At 64.2% G+C, this 18,563-nt stretch carries 18 protein-coding genes; 2 read left to right on the top strand and 16 right to left on the bottom strand.

Going from position 1 to position 18,563, the window contains the following annotated elements:
• From ACTHN9_RS02265 to ndk, 15 genes are all read right to left on the bottom strand, one after another.
• Positions 1-149: adenylosuccinate synthetase (locus ACTHN9_RS02265; RefSeq protein ID WP_440535125.1), on the bottom strand; the 149-nt coding region annotated here is incomplete at its 3' end.
• Positions 150-274: 125 nt separating this feature from the next.
• Positions 275-1,441 carry an ATP phosphoribosyltransferase regulatory subunit gene (locus ACTHN9_RS02260; protein WP_440535123.1) on the bottom strand — a complete coding sequence of 389 codons (1,167 nt, stop codon included), beginning with the start codon at positions 1,439-1,441 and terminating at the stop codon, positions 275-277.
• Between the two features lie 108 nt (positions 1,442-1,549).
• Entirely contained in the window at positions 1,550-1,741 is a 192-nt protein-coding gene (locus ACTHN9_RS02255; protein ID WP_440535122.1) for a DUF2065 domain-containing protein, read from the bottom strand.
• A 40-nt stretch (positions 1,742-1,781) separates the two neighbouring features.
• On the bottom strand, positions 1,782-2,690 hold the full coding sequence (gene hflC / locus ACTHN9_RS02250) for a protease modulator HflC (protein ID WP_440535121.1): 909 nt from the start codon (positions 2,688-2,690) through the stop codon (positions 1,782-1,784).
• Positions 2,691-2,702: 12 nt separating this feature from the next.
• Positions 2,703-4,067, bottom strand: coding sequence for an FtsH protease activity modulator HflK (hflK, locus tag ACTHN9_RS02245; protein ID WP_440535120.1), 1,365 nt, complete (start codon positions 4,065-4,067; stop codon positions 2,703-2,705).
• A gap of 32 nt (positions 4,068-4,099) precedes the next feature.
• Positions 4,100-5,299: a GTPase HflX gene (gene hflX / locus ACTHN9_RS02240; protein WP_440535119.1), complete on the bottom strand. Its 1,200-nt coding sequence runs from the start codon at positions 5,297-5,299 to the stop codon at positions 4,100-4,102.
• Positions 5,300-5,375: 76 nt separating this feature from the next.
• Positions 5,376-5,612: an RNA chaperone Hfq gene (hfq, locus tag ACTHN9_RS02235; RefSeq protein WP_102608263.1), complete on the bottom strand. Its 237-nt coding sequence runs from the start codon at positions 5,610-5,612 to the stop codon at positions 5,376-5,378.
• Between the two features lie 142 nt (positions 5,613-5,754).
• Positions 5,755-7,092: a ribosome biogenesis GTPase Der gene (der, locus tag ACTHN9_RS02230; protein WP_440535118.1), complete on the bottom strand. Its 1,338-nt coding sequence runs from the start codon at positions 7,090-7,092 to the stop codon at positions 5,755-5,757.
• Positions 7,093-7,408: 316 nt separating this feature from the next.
• Positions 7,409-8,554, bottom strand: a complete 1,146-nt coding sequence (bamB, locus tag ACTHN9_RS02225; RefSeq protein ID WP_440535117.1) for an outer membrane protein assembly factor BamB — start codon at positions 8,552-8,554, stop codon at positions 7,409-7,411.
• A 68-nt stretch (positions 8,555-8,622) separates the two neighbouring features.
• Positions 8,623-9,252, bottom strand: a complete 630-nt coding sequence (locus ACTHN9_RS02220; protein WP_440535116.1) for a tetratricopeptide repeat protein — start codon at positions 9,250-9,252, stop codon at positions 8,623-8,625.
• Positions 9,253-9,309: 57 nt separating this feature from the next.
• Positions 9,310-10,650 carry a histidine--tRNA ligase gene (gene hisS, locus ACTHN9_RS02215; RefSeq protein WP_440535115.1) on the bottom strand — a complete coding sequence of 447 codons (1,341 nt, stop codon included), beginning with the start codon at positions 10,648-10,650 and terminating at the stop codon, positions 9,310-9,312.
• Positions 10,651-10,668: 18 nt separating this feature from the next.
• Positions 10,669-11,973 (bottom strand): flavodoxin-dependent (E)-4-hydroxy-3-methylbut-2-enyl-diphosphate synthase, encoded by a 1,305-nt coding sequence (gene ispG / locus ACTHN9_RS02210; protein ID WP_440535114.1) that lies wholly within the window; start codon positions 11,971-11,973, stop codon positions 10,669-10,671.
• 92 nt (positions 11,974-12,065) lie between these two features.
• Positions 12,066-13,235 carry a helix-turn-helix domain-containing protein gene (locus tag ACTHN9_RS02205; protein ID WP_440535113.1) on the bottom strand — a complete coding sequence of 390 codons (1,170 nt, stop codon included), beginning with the start codon at positions 13,233-13,235 and terminating at the stop codon, positions 12,066-12,068.
• Between the two features lie 139 nt (positions 13,236-13,374).
• The gene (rlmN, locus tag ACTHN9_RS02200; RefSeq protein ID WP_440535112.1) at positions 13,375-14,577 is read right to left on the bottom strand and encodes a 23S rRNA (adenine(2503)-C(2))-methyltransferase RlmN; all 1,203 of its coding nucleotides are present in this window, start codon (positions 14,575-14,577) and stop codon (positions 13,375-13,377) included.
• A gap of 111 nt (positions 14,578-14,688) precedes the next feature.
• Positions 14,689-15,114, bottom strand: coding sequence for a nucleoside-diphosphate kinase (gene ndk, locus ACTHN9_RS02195; RefSeq protein ID WP_440535111.1), 426 nt, complete (start codon positions 15,112-15,114; stop codon positions 14,689-14,691).
• Between the two features lie 237 nt (positions 15,115-15,351).
• Here ndk and ACTHN9_RS02190 point away from each other — a divergent pair, with 237 nt between their 5' ends.
• Positions 15,352-16,053, top strand: coding sequence for a Bax inhibitor-1/YccA family protein (locus ACTHN9_RS02190; RefSeq protein WP_440535110.1), 702 nt, complete (start codon positions 15,352-15,354; stop codon positions 16,051-16,053).
• Between the two features lie 170 nt (positions 16,054-16,223).
• Here ACTHN9_RS02190 and rlmD read toward each other — a convergent pair whose 3' ends face one another.
• Positions 16,224-17,618, bottom strand: a complete 1,395-nt coding sequence (gene rlmD / locus ACTHN9_RS02185; RefSeq protein WP_440535109.1) for a 23S rRNA (uracil(1939)-C(5))-methyltransferase RlmD — start codon at positions 17,616-17,618, stop codon at positions 16,224-16,226.
• 73 nt (positions 17,619-17,691) lie between these two features.
• On the opposite strand from rlmD, the gene ACTHN9_RS02180 reads away from it, so the two are divergent.
• On the top strand, positions 17,692-18,546 hold the full coding sequence (locus tag ACTHN9_RS02180; protein ID WP_440535108.1) for an endonuclease/exonuclease/phosphatase family protein: 855 nt from the start codon (positions 17,692-17,694) through the stop codon (positions 18,544-18,546).
• Positions 18,547-18,563 lie beyond the last annotated feature (17 nt).

Raw genomic sequence — 18,563 nt, 5'->3', positions numbered from 1 at the left:
CCGGCATTGTGGCCGCCCTGGAAACGTACGACGCCTTGCGCGTGGTCCGTCAGCCAGTCGACGATCTTGCCCTTGCCTTCATCACCCCATTGAGTCCCGACCACGACGACATTGCGTCCCGGGGCTGCATTCACTGCGCTGGCAGACATGTTGTTTCGTTAGCTGGTTAAAAACGTATTCTACCCATGTTCGTGGAAGCTTCCGAATTTTTCCGTTTCGCTTCAACGGCATGGACCCATCGAGTGCATGACGGCGGTGCGCGCGAGCGCGCCGTTCATGCCCCTGCGTTCGGCAGGCAAGGCTCCACGAGCCAAGCCCCGTCGCGCTCTACGAGCACGCGATCGCATGCGAATTCGTCGAGCGCGTGATCGTGCCCCGGCAATGCCTGAATCACGACTTCGCCCGCATCGCGCAACGCGGCGACGCGTTCGCGCAACAGATCGTCATGCTTCCAGGGCGCGAGGATTGCGCTGCTGCGTGCCTCGATCGGGGAAATCCGCGCGATCTCGCGCAAGTCGAGCGAAAAGCCCGTTGCGGGGCGAGCACGGCCGTAGGCCTGTCCCACATGATCGTAGCGCCCGCCGCGCGCGAGGGCATTCGGCACGCCGTCGACGTAGGCGGAAAACATGACGCCGCTGTGATAAGCGTAGCCCCGCAAATCGGCGAGGTCGATCGTGGCGTGTCCGCCTTCGACACGCGCGGCGAGGAACGCCAAATCGTCGAGCGCCCGTGCGATCGTGGGCCATTGCGGCAGCCGCTGCCGCGCGAGTTCGATGACCGAGACGTCGCCGTACAGCGACGGCAACGCACGCAACGCATCGCGCACCACCGGATCCAGATCGTGCGTCAACTCGACAACGCGGGGCACATCTTTGCCGGCGAGCGCCTCGTAAAGCGTTTCGCCGCGCGCGGCGGCCACGGCGTCGCGCTCGAACAGCGCGAGCAGCACGCCCGCGTGACACAGGTCGAGCCGGACATTGTCGATGCCCGCCAGCCGCAGCACGTCGAGCATCAACTGCTGGATTTCGAGGTCGGCTTCGAGGCCGCCGTGCCCATAAATCTCGGCGCCGATCTGGATCTGCTCGCGCGTGGCGTGCAGGCCGCGCGGGCGCGTATGCAGCACGCTGCCGGCGTAGCAAAGGCGGGTGACGCCCTGCCGGTTCAACAAATGCGCGTCGATGCGCGCGACTTGCGGTGTCGTATCCGCTCGCAGCCCGAGCGTGCGCCCCGACAGTTGATCGACGAGCTTGAACGTCCGCAAGTTCAGATCGCTGCCGCCGCCGGTCAACAGCGATTCGAGGTACTCGAGCAGCGGCGGCATCACCATCTCGTATCCGTAGGTACGGAAGCGATCGAGCAGCGCGCGCCGCAGTTCTTCGATTTTGCGCGCCTCGGAAGGCAGCACGTCGGCGATATTTTCGGGAAGCAGCCAGGTCGACATCGTTGGATCCTACGACATTAAAGGAGGCGCGCAGCGCGCAGCCGAAAGCGAGTCAAGCGAAAAGCGGCGCGGGCACGAGCGCCGATCGCGCAAAGCGCCGCGACGGTTTCAGGTGGCCGCGACGAGCAACAGCAAACCGAGCGCCATGACGATCAAACCGCCGATGCGAATATGATGCGCCGGGCGTTCGGCTATTTTACGAAAGGTCTCGCGCCATGCCGTCGGGAAGACGAACGGAAACATGCCCTCGATGATGAGCATCAGAGCGATCGCAAGCAATAACGAACCGGCCATGTCCATGAAATGCCGGCGCCGCCGGTCGATCGGCGGCGCCCCTGAATCAATGTTTGCGTGAAGCCGAGACGGCCGGGGACGCTGGGACGCTACTCCCATCGGGATTGCGCATGAAGCGGAAGAACTCGCTGTCGGGATCGACGACGATCACGTCGCCCGCCTTGAACACGCTTCGATACGCTTGCAAGCTTTCGTAGAACTGGTAGAACGCCGGGTCGCGCCCGTAGGCGTCGGCCGCAATGGCCGCGGCCTTGGCGTCGCCTTCGCCCTTGACGGCTTGCGCCGTCGAATCGGCATCGGCCAAGACGGCTTCCCGCTGTCGCTGCGCGTCCGCTTTGATCTGCGCCACTTCGGTGGCGCTTTGCGCGCGTTCGTCGGCCGCTACCTGCTCTTGCGCGGCCGCCATCCGCTTATAGACGGCGTCGGCACTCGTTTGCGGAAAATCGACACGTGCTAAACGCAAATCGACGATTTCGATCCCGAGCGTTTTCGCCGCCGCGCCGATCGCGTTCTGCGCTTCCTGCGCCACATCGCGCTCGTGCGACAGCACATCGGCGAGCGAGCGCTTGGCAAACGATTCGCCGAGCGCGGCTTGCATTTGACCCGAGAGCTTATCGAGCGCGCTTTGCTGATCGCCGTCGGTTTCGGCGAACAGCGCCAACGGGTCTGCCACGCGGAATTTCAATACAGGCGTGACGAGCAAGTCCGATTTGTCGGACGTCACGAGACGATCCGCGTCGGGCGGCGTCAGCGTACGAACCCGCGTGTCGACGAGCATGGCCGCTTGCAACGGGGTGGGCAGTTTGACATGCAGACCGGGCCCGACAAGCACCGGGTGCTCGCCGCCGCGCGAATAAACGACGGCGACATGGCGCTGGTCGACGACCAACAAGGTCGACGCCCCGGCGAACAACGCGGCCACCACCACCACGACGAGCGCAACGATACGATTCATCTCGAGCGCTCCTTATTGCTGCAAGTCGTCTTCGCGCGCGCGGCTACGCAGCGTATCGCGCGAACGGAGGGCGTCGCTCGCCGCCGCTTGGCTAGCGGCGTTCGGCTCGGCCGGCGCCTGAGCGGCCGATGCGCCCGCGGCACCCGACACCGCGCTCGCGGCCGCGGCCGCGGGGGCGGATGCCGCCGCCGGATTCGCGCCGGCGGACGCGCGGCGGTTAGCGTCGAGCAGCTTATCGACGGAGAGATTCACGACACTGCTGCCCGGCTTTCCGCTGACGAAAATTTTGGTCGAATTGGCGTAGATATCGCGCATGGTTTCCAAATACATCCGTTCCCGCACGACGGCCGGCGCCTTCGCATATTGGGCGTAGACCTGCTTGAAGCGCTCGGCGTCGCCCTGTGCATCGGATACCACGCGCGCGGCGTACGCCTTCGCGTCGTCGATCGTCCGCTGAGCTTGCGCCTTGGCGCCCGGTAGAATTTGGCTCGCGTAAGCGTCCGCCTCCGCTTTGGCGCTCGCTCGATCTTGTCGTGCGCGAGCGGCGTCCGCATAGGCGTTTCGCACCGCCGCCGGCGGATCGATCGACATGACCGTGACGCCCGTCACGGCGAGCCCCGAGCGATACCGGTCGAGCGCGCGTTGAATCGTCTGCATGAGCGGCTCGCGAATGGCGTCCCGATTCCCGTCGAGCAAGCTCGCGGCAGTACGCGTGCCCACGATTTCGCGCACGGCAGCCTGCGCCGCTTGCGTCACGCTGAGATCGGGATCGGCCGTGCGAAACAGGTAATCGGTGGCGGATTTGACTTGATATTGGACCCCAAGGCGCACATCGACGATGTCGCCATCTTGCGTGACGACCGAGGCGTCCTTCGTACCGGCGTCGCTCATCGCATTGCCGCGGCCGATCTCCACGGATCGAATTTGCGCGATATTGACGATTTCGTGGGTCTCGAACGGATAAGGCAGCCGCACGTGCACACCCGGTTCAACGGTGCCGCGATACTTGCCGAATTGCAGGACCACGCCAGCTTGACCGTCTTGCACGACGAACACGCCGCTGCCGATATAGATCGCGACGAGCACGCCGATGACGATGCCCACGCCGATACGCGCAGCGCGCCCGTTGTCGGGACGCCGATCGCCCGGACCCGAGCCCGGCCCCTTGCCGCCGAAGAACCGCGACAAGCGCCGGTTGAACTCGCGCCACATTTCGTCGAGATCCGGCGGGCCGTCACCGTCGCCGCCGGGCCCGCGCTTCGGCTCATTAGGCCGCTGCCGGCTGCCGTTGCCGTCGCCCCGACCCCAGCGAGGATCGCTGATCGACAGAATGGCGCGCGCACGCAGCCAGAAACTCCGCTCGTTGTATTCGTTCACCTGTGTTCGTTCGCTCGAGTTGGGAGAGCCGGTCAATGCAAATCGGAGCGCCATGTCCGCGCATCGGACGACGCCGATGCGTCTGAATCTTCGTGCCCCTGCGCCGGCGGCGCCGCTTCTGGCAGCGCGCCCCCGCTATCGGGGAGATGTTCTGAGGTGGCGATTTCGGCGATGGCTGCGCGCAGCGTATCCAAACCCTGCCCCGTGCGCGCGCTCAAAAAGACGCGCGAAATATTACCATACTCGTCCCGCTCGACCGCGTCGCCGCGGGCCGCCAGTTCCGGCACGGCGTCGATCTTGTTGAAGACGAGGATCTGTCGCACCGTATTCGCGCCGATTGCCGCCAGGACCTCGTTCACCTGATCGATCTGGTCGAGCCGCACCGCGCTCGATGCATCGACGACGTGCAGCAGCAAATCGGCGTGGATCGTTTCCTCGAGCGTCGCCCGAAACGCGGCAACCAATTGGTGCGGCAATTCGCGAATGAAGCCGACGGTATCGGAAACGATCACCTGCCCTGCCTCGTCGCCGAGGTACAACCGGCGAGAGGTCGTGTCGAGCGTGGCGAACAGTTGGTTGGCCGCGTAGGCTTGCGCCTTGGTAAGCGCATTGAACAACGTCGATTTTCCGGCGTTGGTGTACCCGACGAGCGACACCGACATCGCACGATTGCGCGCGCGCTGGCGCCGCTGCGTGCCGTGCTGACGACGCAGCTTCTCGAGCCGCCCCTTGAGCATCTTGATGCGCTCGCCGATCAAACGGCGATCGGTTTCGAGCTGCGTCTCGCCCGGGCCGCGCAAGCCAATACCGCCTTTCTGGCGCTCGAGGTGGGTCCAAGCGCGCACGAGGCGCGTGGCGAGGTATTGCAGTTGCGCCAGCTCCACCTGCAGCTTGCCTTCGTGGCTGCGCGCACGCTGAGCGAAGATATCGAGGATCAGACTCGTGCGATCGACGACGCGGCGGTTAAGCGCCCGCTCCAAATTGCGCTGCTGCGCCGGTGCCAATGCGTGGTTGAAGATGACGATTTCGACATCGTTGGCCTCGCAAGCGAGGCGCAATTCCTCGGCCTTGCCGCTGCCGACGAACAACGCGGCATCGGGACTGGAACGACGCCCGGTCAAGGTCACGGCGGGATGGGCGCCCGCACTTTGCGCGAGCAGACTGAGTTCTTCGAGACTGGCTTCGAAGTCGATCTTGCCGAAATCGATGCCGACGAGCGCTGCGTTGATCAAATTGATGGGCGTCTAAATAGGAAGCGGCCGGTGCCAGCGCCGATTAGTCGGCACCGCGCCGGCCGCTAGGATGGAATCAGGCCGTTTCCGAATCGGGATGGAAATTGACCGGACGGGCCGGCACGACCGTCGAAATGGCGTGCTTGTAGACCATCTGAGTCACGGTGTTTCGGAGCAACACAACGTACTGGTCGAACGATTCGATGTTCCCTTGAAGCTTGATGCCGTTGACCAAATAGATGGAAACCGGCACGTGCTCTTTGCGCAGTGCGTTCAGAAACGGGTCTTGTAACAGTTGCCCTTTGTTGCTCATAGCAAACTCCGTCGTTTTTTTGCAGGTTGGATCCAGATTGGGACGAAGAAAAAGAAATCCGCCGCCAATCGCTACACTATAGCCGATTTTCGTTGTGGCACGGGGCGCCCAGGCCATCCGGCCAAGGCGCGAGAGCCCCGAATCAGCCCTTGTCCGCGTAAGGATTCGTCGATGAGCGGAACTCTATGCGCAATGGAGTTCCCGTCAGCGAGAAAGTTTCGCGGAAACGATTTTCGAGATACCGCTTGTACGTCTCCGTCACGGCGTCGAGCGCGTTGCCGTGGATGACGATGATCGGCGGGTTCTGGCCGCCCTGGTGCGCGTAACGCAACTTCGGACGGACGGGGCCGCGACGGCGAGGCTGCTGGAACTCCACCGCCTCGATCAGCGCGCGCGTCAATTTTGGCGTGGGCAGCTTGGCCATGGCGGCGGCGTAGGCGTCGTCGACCGAGCGCATGAGCGGACCGATGCCGGTCTTCTCGGTGGCCGACACGAAATGAAATTTCGCAAACTCCAAGAATTTGAGCTTGCGCATCAAGTCTGCTTTCGTCCGCTCGCGCACGTGCGCGTCGAGCCCATCCCATTTGTTCACGCCCACCACGAGCGCGCGGCCTTGCTCGACCACGAAACCCGCAATGTGAGCGTCTTGGTCCGAGATGTCCTGACGAGCGTCGAGCAGCAAGATAACAACGTTCGCGTCGGCGATCGACTGCAGCGTTTTCACAACCGAAAATTTCTCGATCGCTTCGAATACTTTGCCCCGCCGCCGCAATCCGGCCGTGTCGATCAGCGTGTATTTCCTGCCCTGGCGCTCGAAATCGACGTAGATCGAATCGCGCGTCGTACCGGGCATGTCGAAGGCGATCACGCGATCTTCACCGATCAACGTGTTGACGAGCGTCGACTTGCCGACGTTCGGCCGTCCGACGATTGCGATCTTGATCCCGCGCGCCGCGTTGTCCTCCTCTGTTTCCTCGGGGTGCCCCGCGTAGGCGATTTCGAGGGCGTCGTTGATCGTTTCGGTCACGCCGTCGCCGTGCGCCGCCGAAATCGCGCGCGGATCGCCCAATCCGAGTTCGTAGAAATCGGACGCCACGGCCGTGTACTTCATCCCCTCGGCCTTGTTCACGACGAGCACGATCGGCCGGCCCGTTTTGCGCAGGTAATCGGCAATCGATTTGTCTTGCGGCGCGAGCCCATTGCGCCCGTCCACGATAAACACGACGACGTCCGACTCCTCGACCGCCTGCCGCGTTTGGCGCGCCATCTCGTGCAGGATCCCGTCCTTGGCGACAGGCTCGAAGCCGCCTGTATCGACGACCAGATAGGCACGGTCGCCCACACGCCCCTCGCCGTAGTGCCGATCGCGCGTCAAGCCGGGCAAATCGGCGACAAGCGCATCGCGCGAACGCGTGAGCCGGTTGAACAGAGTGGATTTCCCCACATTGGGGCGCCCGACTAGGGCAATTACGGGTTTCATCTGACGTTGTCTAAGTGAGGCATGCGCCACCGCACCGGCTCGCCGGAGCGGCGAGTTGCGGGACCATCGGCGCATCGATATGCCGCATGCGGCATGGACCGGCATGACGCGCCGGCTTGCGGCAACGTCCTTCAGGCGAACGGCCGAGGCCAGCGCCAGCGCACCGAAGCACGCCGCTGCTCGAAAATTATCACGATACGGCGGTGCGCGAGGCACCTCGTATCGATCGGCCGGTCGCGCACTACACGCACCGGCGCTCGAAAACGCCCGCAGCCGGCTTCGCCGGCCACGGGCTAGGACTCGACGGTCGTTGCGCTCAGTGCGAAACGAAGCCGTACAAATGGCCGTCGTGCGTTTGCACGATCAGCGTGTTGCCGACCGCTACCGGTGCGGCCGTAATCGGGCTGCCGTCCGTCTTGACGCGCGCGAGGAACTTGCCGTCGTCGCGCGACAGGAAGTGAACGTAACCCTTGTAATCGCCGACCACGACATCGGGCCCGAGCAAATACGGCGTGCTCAGGTCGCGATTCTTGAGCTTGTCGTTCTTCCACAGCGGCTTGCCCGACGTCGCGTCGAACGCTTGCAGTACCGACCAATCGTCGGGCGCCACCACCGCGGTGCGGTCTGCGGCAAGCCCGCTCACGCCGGAAAACGGTTGCTCCCAGACAGGCTGGCCGCTATTCGCATCGAAGCAGCTGATGCGTCCTTGGAACGTCACCGCGCACGCTTCGGCGCCCACCAAGGTCGGCGCACCCGTCACGTCGTTGATCCGTTCCACCTCCGTCACGCCCTTCGGGAACGACACCGGCGCCTGCCAATAATCGTCGCCCGTTTTCAGGTTGACTGCCGACAACGAACCGCCCGGAAAGCCGGCCAGTACGGCGGCATCGCCCGCGAACGCCATCCCGGCCGACACGCGCAGGTTGAGCGGCACGGCGCGATTGCGGTACTGCCAACGCAGCTCGCCGGTGGACGCATTGAACGCGCTGATCTGACCGTCGATCGTGCGCACGATCACGTAGCCGTTGCCGACGAGCGGCGGCGAGACGATTTCGCCCGGCACCGTCGTCTTCCAGAGCAGCTTGCCGTTAGCGTCGAGCACGTCGACGCCGCCCTTTTCCGCACCGACCGCGGTATAGGTGCCGTCGCTACCCACGCCGGAAGTCAGGTCGGCGTGAACCTTGGTACTCCAGAGCGTCTGCCCCGTCTTCCCGTCGATCTTCGCCACCGTGCCGTTCGAGCCGGCCGCGTAGACGGCGTCGCCTACGACGACCGGCGAGAAGAAGTAACGCCCCGCCTTGCCGACGCTCGTCTTCCAGGATTGCTCGACGTTGAAGACAGGCTTGAACTCGGTGAGCGGCACCGGCTCACGGCGCGGGTCCTTGGTGGACGAGCAAGCTGCCATCGCGAGGACGGTCATCGCGCAAGCGACGGGCACAGCGAAACGTTTCAGCAAATTCATCGGTGAGCGAGGCTTCGTCAAAGGTTGTTCAGGTAAGCGCGGCCGACGGCGGTACGGACGTACGCCGCTCAACCGCCAAGCGCGTCGAGCTTGAATTGAATGAGCTGGCGCGCGGACGTATCGCTCTTGCCCAGCGACGAGAGCGCGACCCCATAGGCGCTGCGCGCATCGGCCCGCTTGCCGGCAGCCGCCAGCAGGTCGCCCCGTCGATCCGCCACGACGCCTTGGAAGCCCTCGAGCGGCGTGCCGTCGAGCAGCGCGAGGCCGGCGTCGTAAGCCTTTTCGTCGAGCAGTACGGCGGCCAGGCGCAGCTTCGCGATCTGCTTGTACTCGTCGTCCTTCGCGTGATCGATCGCCCACTGCAACTGCGCTTTCGCACCCGCCGCGTCGCCCGCTTCATAGAGCGCCTTGGCCGCCGCGAGCGCCGTCATTTCGCCGTACGCGGTATGGCCGTAACGCGATTCCATGTCCCCGGCATCGCGTGCGACGGCGGCCTTGTCCTTGGCCGCAACGGACTGCAGCACCTGCTCGTAGAGCACCGCGGCTTGAGTCGCCTGACGCCGCTGCCAGAAGTGCCAGCCGTTCCATGCCGCCGCGGCAACGAGCGCCACGAGCACGATCCACGTGGACGTATTGCCCCACTGCGCCCACCAAGCCTTGAAACTCTCAATCGATTCTTGTTCGTCGTGATAACTCATCGCAAAGCGATTCCTTCTTGTCTCGCGCCGTTCTTGTCATGAGCGGCGACGGTTGCGTCAGTCGTCGCCGTCTTCGGCGGTTGCAACCATCGCATTGATTAGAAATTCGGTCAAGTTTTCGACCGCCACGGTGCGTTGCTCGCTCTTTTCGCCACCGCCCGCCGTATCGCGCAGCGGTTTGATCCCCACCGTCCCGTTCTCGACCTCGTCGTCCCCGAGGATGACCGCGAAAGCCGCGCCGCTCGCGTCGGCCCGCTTCATTTGCGACTTGAAGCTGGCCGAAGCGCCATCGGCGCTGCAATGGAGGATCACGTCGAGGCCCGTATCGCGCAGGCGCTCCGCGATGATGAAGGCTTGCTCGCGCGCGCTATCGCCCTGGTGGACGACATAGACGTCGCACCCATCCTCCTGCGGCACGAGCGATTCCTCCTTCAGCAATTCGAGGATACGCTCGACACCCATTGCCCAACCGCAGGCAGCCGTCGGCTTGCCGCCCAGTTGCTCGATGAGCGGATCGTAGCGGCCGCCGGCGGCGACGGTACCTTGCGCGCCGAGCTTATCGGTGACCCACTCGAACACCGTGAGATTGTAGTAATCGAGCCCGCGCACGAGACGCGGATTGACCGTGAAGGGAATGTTGTTCGCTTTGAGCAGGCGTTGCAGCCCTTCGAAGTGCGCCAGCGACACCTCGCCGAGGAAATCGATAAGCTTCGGCGCGTTTTGCGCGATCTCCTGCAGCGCGGGGTTCTTCGTATCGAGCACGCGCAGCGGGTTCGTATAGAGCCGGCGCTTGGCGTCCTCGTCGAGCAGATCGACGTGCTGTTCGAGATAGGCGATGAGTTCGACGCGATGCGCCGCGCGTTCTTCGGCGAGGCCCAGCGAGTTGATTTCGAGCCGAATGCCGGTCAAGCCCAAATCATCCCAGAGCCGCTGGCACATCAAGATGATTTCGGCATCGGTATCTGGACCCGCGAAGCCGAGCGCTTCCACGCCCACTTGGTGGAACTGGCGATAGCGGCCGCGTTGCGGGCGTTCGTGACGGAACATCGGCCCGATGTACCACAGCCGCTTGGGGCCGTCGTACAGCAGATTGTGCTCGATGGCCGAACGCACGACCGCGGCGGTATTTTCCGGGCGAAGCGTGAGATGCTCGCCATTGAGCGAATCGACGAAGCTGTACATCTCCTTTTCGACGATGTCCGTCACTTCGCCGATGCCGCGCGTAAATAGCTGCGTGTGCTCGACGATCGGCGTGCGGATATTCTGATAGCCGTACGCGCGCAGCATCGATTTGACCGTGGCCTCGAAAAAGTCCCACAGGGCGGCATCGGCCGGCAGGATGTCGTTCATGCCTTTGACGCCGGCAAGCTTCTCGAGCTTTCTCTTCTGTTCTGTCATCGTTATTCGGTTGAGTCGTTAATTCGCGACGCTCGCGCGGCCGTAACGGCGCTCGACATAGTCGCTCACGATTTGCTGGAATTCCTCGGCAATCCGCTCGCCGCGCAGCGTCTTGACCTTTTCGCCGTCGATGAAGACGGGCGCGGCCGGGTTTTCCCCCGAACCGGGCAAGCTGATGCCGATGTTGGCTTGCTTCGATTCGCCCGGCCCGTTGACGATGCAGCCCATGACCGCCACGTGCATTTTCTCGACGCCGGGGTATTGGTCGCGCCAGACCGGCATCTGCGCACGCAGATAATTCTGGATTTGAGACGCGAGTTCCTGAAACAGCGTGCTCGTGGTGCGGCCGCAGCCCGGGCAGGCAATGACCATCGGCGTGAACGAACGCAACCCCATCGTTTGCAAGATTTCCTGGCCGACGATGACTTCCCCCGTGCGCGACGCACCGGGTTCGGGCGTGAGCGAAATGCGGATGGTATCGCCGATGCCTTCCTGCAGCAGCACGCCAAGGGCGGCCGTCGACGCGACGATCCCTTTCGAGCCCATACCGGCTTCGGTCAGGCCCAGATGAAGCGCGAACGAGCAGCGGCGCGAGAGTTCGCGGTAGACGGCGATCAGATCCTGCACGCCGCTGACCTTGCACGATAGGACGATCTTGTCGCGGCCGAGGCCCAATTCGACAGCGCGTTCGGCCGAGCCGATCGCCGATTGAATCAGCGCCTCGTACATGACGCTCTGGGCTTCCCACGGCTCGCTACGCGCAGCGTTTTCGTCCATCATGCGCGCGAGCAAATCTTGATCGAGACTGCCCCAATTCACGCCGATCCGAACCGGCTTGTCGTAGCGGGCTGCCGCTTCGATCATCTGTGCGAACTGCGTGTCGCGTTTCGCGCCATGGCCCACGTTGCCGGGATTGATCCGGTACTTCGACAACGCTTCGGCGCAAGCGGGATAATCGCGCAGCAACAAGTGGCCGTTGTAATGGAAATCGCCGACGAGCGGCACCGTCACGCCCATGCGGTCGAGTTGTTCGCGAACGACCGGCACGGCTTGCGCGGCTTCAGGCGTGTTGACGGTAATCCGAACGAGTTCCGAGCCCGCCTGGGCGAGTTCCTTCACTTGGATAGCCGTGCCGATCGCGTCGGCCGTATCGGTATTCGTCATCGACTGCACGCGCACGGGCGCGTCGCCGCCGATGGTCACGAGCTGGCCGCCCCAGCGGACATCCACCGCGTGCGAGGCGCGACGCTTCGCGGGACCGCCGAAAATCGGCACGGAAGAACAAATCTGACTGCTGCTGTCGGTAGGCATCGAAAGACCCATGAGTCCTGGTTACGCTGCGTGCGCAGTACGCCGAACGGCTGCACACCCGAATGGAGAACGGGCCGCGGCGGGCTCGCCGCGGCGTTGGATCGTTACGGCAACGTGAAATGCGCGACGTTGCCCTTGTTAGGACCGAACTTCGCCGCATCGACGGCTTGCCCGTCGAGCGTCACCGATTCGAGCCCTGCGCGGTTACCCGCCGTGACCTTGAAGGGCGGCACGCCCGACACTTCCTTCGTGTCGCCGGCATGGATCATCCCCGAAAACACTTCCTTGCCGCTCTTGTCGCGCACGCTAAACCAGCTGTCTTGCGACACCTTGACTGCGAGCGTCGCGGCGCCCGAAGCGGCGGCGGGCGATGCGGCCGAGGCTGCGGCAGCCGACGTCGCGGCGCTCGATTCGGGCTGCGCGGCGGGCACCGACGCGGCGGCCTCGGTTTGCGCCTGCGCTTGCGTGGCGGCCGATAGCGACGCGGGCGCGGCCACCGTTGCCGAGGCGCCTTGCACCGGAGCCGGCTGCGAGGCCAACGCCTGCGCCGTCGGTTCGAGCGGCGTGATCGCCGGCGTGCTCGCGTCCGTGGAGGCGGCCATGCTTGCCGACGATGCGGCCGCGGCGCCCTGGGTCACGACGCCCCCGGTCGACGTCACCGCCGAAGCCGACGCCCCCGCGCTCGATGCCGTGCCGCCCGGATTAGCCGCCATTCCGCCCGCGCTGGACTTCAGGCGCGCAAGCCATGCTGCCGACTCGCCACCTTGGTGCCACATGGCGAGGGCGATGACGACGATGACGCCGGCCGCGACGCCCCACCACCAGGACCGGTGCTTGGGCGTGCCGCCGAGCGACACGGAAACGCGGCCGCGCGGCAAATCGGCACCCGTCGAGGCGGGCATGGACAAATCCGGCTCGGGCTCGCCTTTCACGCGCCGAAGCGCCTGCGCGAACGGCTCCGGGTCGGTCCCGAGCATCTTAGCGTAACTGCGGATGACACCCAGCGCGAACGTCGTCCCGGGCAATTGGCTGATGTCGCCTGCTTCGAGCGCTCGCATCTTGTTCGGCGAAACCTTCAGCCGAGCCGATACGTCGTCGACGGACCACCCTTTCGCTTCCCGCAACTGGGCAAGGCGAGCGCCGACCGCAGCCAGCGAATCGAGGGGCGCGTAGGCGGCGCCCGGCGCCGTCTGCGGCACGGTGCCTGCCCCTGCGCCCGAACGTCCCCCGCTGGTCTGTGTGCCTTCTGATTGCGGATGCTGCGACTCGCTCATCCCTGATCCTCGCGTCGATTCTCTTTTTTCCACTCCACACCCCAAGGGCTCTTTCGATGCCCTCGGCGTGCAGACCGTCTGTCTCACTGCTCATCGGCGGCGCGCACACAGCGCCGCCTCGGTCGTGCGGCCGACTGCGTCAGCGCACGGGCCGCACTTCGATGACCTTGCTCGTGCGACCATCCCCCACCGGGCCATCCCCGACCCGGTCATTCGTGGCCCGGCCATTCGTGGCCCGGCCCATTCGCTCGGCCACGCGCGTGCGATCTTTCACCGCACCCGCGAGCTGGCCGCACGCGGCGTCGATATCGTCGCCGCGCGTTTTGCGCACCGTCGTGACCACGCCGGCATCGATCAGGATCTGCGCAAACCGCTTGATCCGATCGGCTTTGGAGCGCACGAGCCCCGATTCCGGAAACGGATTGAACGGAATCAAATTGAACTTGCACGGCACGTCGGCCGTCAGCGCAAGCAATTCGCGCGCGTGCGCGTCAGTGTCGTTCACGCCATCGAGCATGCAGTACTCGAACGTGATGAAATCGCGTGGCGCTACCGCGAGATAACGCCGACACGCGGCCATCAGCTCGCGCAGAGGATACTTCTTATTCAGCGGCACCAACATGTCGCGCAGCGCATCGTTCGGCGCATGCAGCGAGACGGCCAGCGCCACCGGCAGGTCCGCCCCGAGCCGATCCATCATCGGTACGACGCCCGAGGTCGATACCGTCACCCGTCGCCGGGACAGGCCATAGGCGTTGTCGTCGAGCATGAGGCGCAGCGCCGGTACGAGCGCGTCGTAATTGAGCAGCGGCTCGCCCATGCCCATCATCACGACGTTGGTAATGACGCGCTCGCCCTTGTTATCCGGTGCATGCGGACGGCCAAGCGCCGCGCGCAAGGCGAATTCGGCCATGCGCAACTGGCCGATGATCTCGCCCGTGGTGAGATTGCGCGAAAAACCCTGCTTGCCCGTCGAGCAAAACCGGCAGTTGACGGCGCAGCCGGCCTGCGACGAGACGCACAGCGTCCCGCGCGTTTCTTCGGGAATGAACACCGTTTCCACGGCGTTGCCGTTACCGACGTCGACGAGCCACTTGCGCGTGCCGTCGGCCGAAACGTGATCGCTGACGATCGGCGGCATCACGATCGCCGCGCGATCCTTGAGCTTCGTGCGCAGCGACTTGGCAAGATCGGTCATGCCGTCGAAATCGGCGGCGTTGTACTGGTGAATCCAGCGTTGCAGCTGCTTGGCGCGAAACGCCTTTTCGCCGAGGCTGTCGCAATAGGCGACCAGCCCCGCGGCATCGAGGTCGAGAAGATTGACGGAAGGACTGCTCGTCATGTCGGATCCTGCTGTTTCAATGCGGCTTGCCCGCGGCCGCCGCGCCTAGCGCGGCGACACGCCGGGCGGCCGCGCGCGCCAAGCGTAATACGCTAACGTCGTGCCCGGCGATCAGCGCGAGTAGACGTTGATTTCCGGGAAAAAGAATGCGATTTCCACGGCAGCCGTTTCCGCGGCGTCCGAGCCGTGCACGGCGTTCGCGTCGATGCTGTCGGCAAAATCGGCGCGGATCGTGCCCGCCTCGGCCTTCTTCGGATCCGTCGCGCCCATGAGGTCGCGGTTCTTCAGGATGGCGTTCTCGCCTTCGAGCACTTGGATCATCACCGGGCCCGAAATCATGAATTCCACGAGATCCTTGAAGAACGGACGAGCGGCGTGCACGGCGTAGAACTTCTCCGCGTCGGCGCGCGAAAGCTGTGCCAGGCGTGCTGCGACGATCTTCAGGCCTGCGTTTTCGAAGCGGCTGTAGATCTGGCCAATCACGTTCTTCGCCACTGCATCGGGCTTGATAATCGACAGGGTACGCTCGATCGCCATAAAAACTCCAAAAAATTAAGGGGTTACGAATTCTAATGAATCTGCAATTGTAGCATGTTCCAGTGTATGATTGCGATCGATCCCTAGCTCAGACGAAAGTTCGTCCGAAAAGTCGATGGGGAGCTTGAAACTCGCGCTCGTAGGACCGATCTTAGGAAGCGGGTGGCCAAATGCGCGGCACGTAAGCCGGCGCGGGGCACGACCCGATTCGAGTGCGTTTTTACGCAAGGAGAAAGCATGAACGAGTACCCGTACAACGTCGCCCGCGGCGGAGCAGTCGGTTCAGCGGCCGCCCGCAATCGCGTGCTGCGCAACACCTACTGGCTGCTCGCGCTGTCGATGGTGCCGACGGTCGTGGGTGCATGGATCGGCGTCGTCACCGGCTTCTCGCTGTTCGCCGCGACGAGCCCGATGATGAGCATGCTGGCCTTTTTCGCGATCGCGTTCGGCTTCATGTTCGCGATCGAGCGCACGAAGGAAAGCGGGCTAGGCGTGGTCTTCCTGTTGGGATTCACCTTCTTCATGGGGCTCATGCTCTCGCGGCTCCTGACGATGATCCTGCACTTCTCGAATGGTCCCTCGCTGATCATGCTGGCATTCGGCGGCACGGCCGTCATCTTCGCCGCGATGGCGTCGATCGCCACGGTCAGCAAGCGCGACTTTTCGGGCCTCGGCCAGTGGCTCTTCATGGGCGTGATCGTCATCCTCGTGGCGATGGTCGCCAACATGTTCCTGCATTTGCCGGCCCTGATGCTGACGGTTTCCGTGCTCGCGATCGTCATTTTCTCGGGCTTCATGCTGTTCGACGTGCAGCGCGTCGTGAATGGCGGCGAAACGAACTACATCACGGCCACGCTGGCGATCTATCTCGATCTTTACAACGTGTTCGTCAACCTGCTTTCGCTGCTCGGTATTTTCGGCGGTAACAACCGTAATTGATCGACGCGGGTGGTAACGCCCGTTCGCCGTCACGCAGGTCGGCGCGCTCGCCGGCAAAGCGGCGAGCCATCGACAAAAAAGCCCCCATCTCAAAAATGGGGGCTTTTTTTCGCCCGCAGGCCGGCTCGGAGCCGGCCTGCCTGATCAATCGCACCCATCGAGCGCACCCATCAAGCGCGCTCGAATAACGCAATCGATTCCACGTGCGAAGTATGCGGGAACATGTTGACGACGCCTGCCCCCTTGAGCCGGTAGCCCGCTTCGTGCACGAGCAGTCCGGCGTCGCGCGCAAGTGTGGCCGGATTGCACGATACGTAGACGATCCGCTTCGGCAGCGGCCCTTCCCCGCTTTGGGCGATCTGAGCCAACGCCTTGGAGACGGCTAGCGCGCCTTCGCGCGGCGGGTCTACGAGGAATTTGTCGAACGGGCCCAGCGCGCGCAAATCGTCGGCCGTGACCTCGAACAGATTACGGCAGGCGAATGAAGTATGGCGATCGACGCCGTTGACCTTCGCATTCGCGAGCGCCCGGCTCGTCAGCGCCTCGCTGCCTTCGATCCCCACCACTTCGCGAGCAAGACGCGCGAGCGGCAGCGTGAAATTCCCGAGACCACAAAATAGGTCCAGGACACGATCGGTGCGTGCGGGCGACAGGAGCCGCAGCGCCCGCCCCACGAGCACACGGTTGATGGCGTGATTGACCTGCGTGAAGTCGGTCGGCTTGAACGGCATGCGGATGCCGAATTCGGGCAGCGTGTAGTCCAGTTCGACGTCGAGCGGATAGAACGGCACCGCTGTGTCCGGGCCTTTCGGCTGGACCCAGAATTGCACGCCATGCTCGTCGGCGAACGTCCGCACGTGCGCTTCGTCCTCGGGTGTCATGGGCTCGAGCACGCGCAGTACGAGCGCCGTGACGCTCGTGCCGACGGCCAGCTCGATCTGCGGCAAGCGATCGCGAATGGACAGGCTTTCGACCAGACGACGCAGCGGCACCAGCATTGCCGACACATGCGGGGGCAGAACCTCGCAACTCGTCATATCGGCCACGTAGCTGCTCTTTTTCTCGTGGAAACCGACGAGCACGCCCCCTTTCTTGGCGACGTGGCGCACGGTAAGCCGCGCGCGGTACCGATACCCCCACGTCGGTCCGTGGATCGGCCGGAAGACGGTTTCGGCACGCAGCTTCGACAGATGCCAGAGGTTGTCTTCCAGCACGCGTTGCTTGATGGCCACCTGCGCGCGCTCGTCGAGATGTTGCATCGAACAACCGCCGCAGGTGCCGAAAAAGCGGCATTGCGGCGCGGTGCGCATAGCGCTTGCTCGCAAGACATCGACGAGCTGCGCCTGCTCGAAGCTCGGTTTTTTCCGATAGCTCGAATAGGTGACGCGCTCCCCAGGCAGTGCGCCTTCGACGAAAATGACCTTGCCGGGCTCGCCGTTTTCGGTCGTCAAACGCCCCACTCCACGCGCCTCCATATCGAGCGAATCGATCTCGATTGCGGGCCGTTCGACGGGCGATGCGCCGCCCTCGGGGCGACGCGCGATACTACGGGGAAATTCGGACACCTGCGGTTTCCTGAGGGACATGGGACGGAAGGCGAGATTGTAGACGAACAGCGCAATCGGACGGAGGCGAATCGTGAAGCTCGTGAGTTGGAACGTCCAATGGGGGCGAAACGCCCAAGGTCACGTCGATCTCGGGCGAACGATCGACACGGCCAGGCGTCTGGCCGATTTCGACGTGCTCTGCATGCAGGAGATCACGCGCGGCTTCGGCGCCTTGCCCGGCGGCCCGAGCCCCGATCAATTCGAAGAAATCGCCCGCCGCCTGCCCGGCTTCACCGTGCTCGACGCGATCGGCGCCGACCTGCCGTCGCTCGACGGTTCGCCGCGACGCCGCCAATTCGGCAACGCGATCGCCACGCGATTGCCCGTCTCCCTGGCGATCCGCCATTCGTTGCCCTGGCCCGCCGATGCCGGCGCGCCGTCGATGCAGCGGGTTGCGCTGGAGGCGGTGGTCGAGACCGACCGCGGTCCGCTACGGATCGTCGTCACCCATCTGGAATTTTATTCGCTGACGCAGCGCCTCGCGCAAGTCGACGCATTGCGCCGCATGCAGCTCGAAGCGGCAGACCACGCGGCCCATCCCGCTCCGGCCGAGAATGCAACCGGCCCATTCGCGGCGACCTCGCGTCCGGTCAGTGCCATCGTCTGCGGGGATTTCAATAGCGCATTCGGATCCGAAGCCTACCGAGCCTTTCTTGCCCCACTGGCGAACAGCCCCGGTTTCATCGATGCCTGGACGGCGCGCCATCCGGGTGCCACGCCGCCGCCCACGGCCGGCGTGTACGACACCGCGCAATGGAGCGACGGGCCGATAGCCTGCGACTTCGTCTTCGTCACCGAGGATTTGAGGGGCCGCTTACGAACCTGCGAAATCGACGGCACGACACAGGCATCGGATCATCAGCCGATCGTGCTCGAGCTGGATTGATCGATGGAGGTCGAACG

Source organism: Trinickia sp. (genome assembly GCF_051953405.1).
Lineage (GTDB): Bacteria > Pseudomonadota > Gammaproteobacteria > Burkholderiales > Burkholderiaceae > Trinickia.
Note: the sequence above shows the minus strand (reverse complement) of the source record. Positions and strands in the feature narration are given on the sequence as shown.

Coding starts and splice junctions, on each gene's coding strand:
- ACTHN9_RS02260 (WP_440535123.1), bottom strand. CDS start 1,441: ATGTCGACCTGGCTGCTTCCCGAAAATATCGCCGACGTGCTGCCTTCC.
- rlmN (WP_440535112.1), bottom strand. CDS start 14,577: ATGACGAGCAGTCCTTCCGTCAATCTTCTCGACCTCGATGCCGCGGGG.
- hfq (WP_102608263.1), bottom strand. CDS start 5,612: ATGAGCAACAAAGGGCAACTGTTACAAGACCCGTTTCTGAACGCACTG.
- ACTHN9_RS02205 (WP_440535113.1), bottom strand. CDS start 13,235: ATGAGCGAGTCGCAGCATCCGCAATCAGAAGGCACACAGACCAGCGGG.
- bamB (WP_440535117.1), bottom strand. CDS start 8,554: ATGAATTTGCTGAAACGTTTCGCTGTGCCCGTCGCTTGCGCGATGACC.
- hflC (WP_440535121.1), bottom strand. CDS start 2,690: ATGAATCGTATCGTTGCGCTCGTCGTGGTGGTGGTGGCCGCGTTGTTC.
- der (WP_440535118.1), bottom strand. CDS start 7,092: ATGAAACCCGTAATTGCCCTAGTCGGGCGCCCCAATGTGGGGAAATCC.
- ndk (WP_440535111.1), bottom strand. CDS start 15,114: ATGGCGATCGAGCGTACCCTGTCGATTATCAAGCCCGATGCAGTGGCG.
- ispG (WP_440535114.1), bottom strand. CDS start 11,973: ATGGGTCTTTCGATGCCTACCGACAGCAGCAGTCAGATTTGTTCTTCC.
- ACTHN9_RS02220 (WP_440535116.1), bottom strand. CDS start 9,252: ATGAGTTATCACGACGAACAAGAATCGATTGAGAGTTTCAAGGCTTGG.
- ACTHN9_RS02190 (WP_440535110.1), top strand. CDS start 15,352: ATGAACGAGTACCCGTACAACGTCGCCCGCGGCGGAGCAGTCGGTTCA.
- hisS (WP_440535115.1), bottom strand. CDS start 10,650: ATGACAGAACAGAAGAGAAAGCTCGAGAAGCTTGCCGGCGTCAAAGGC.
- ACTHN9_RS02255 (WP_440535122.1), bottom strand. CDS start 1,741: ATGGACATGGCCGGTTCGTTATTGCTTGCGATCGCTCTGATGCTCATC.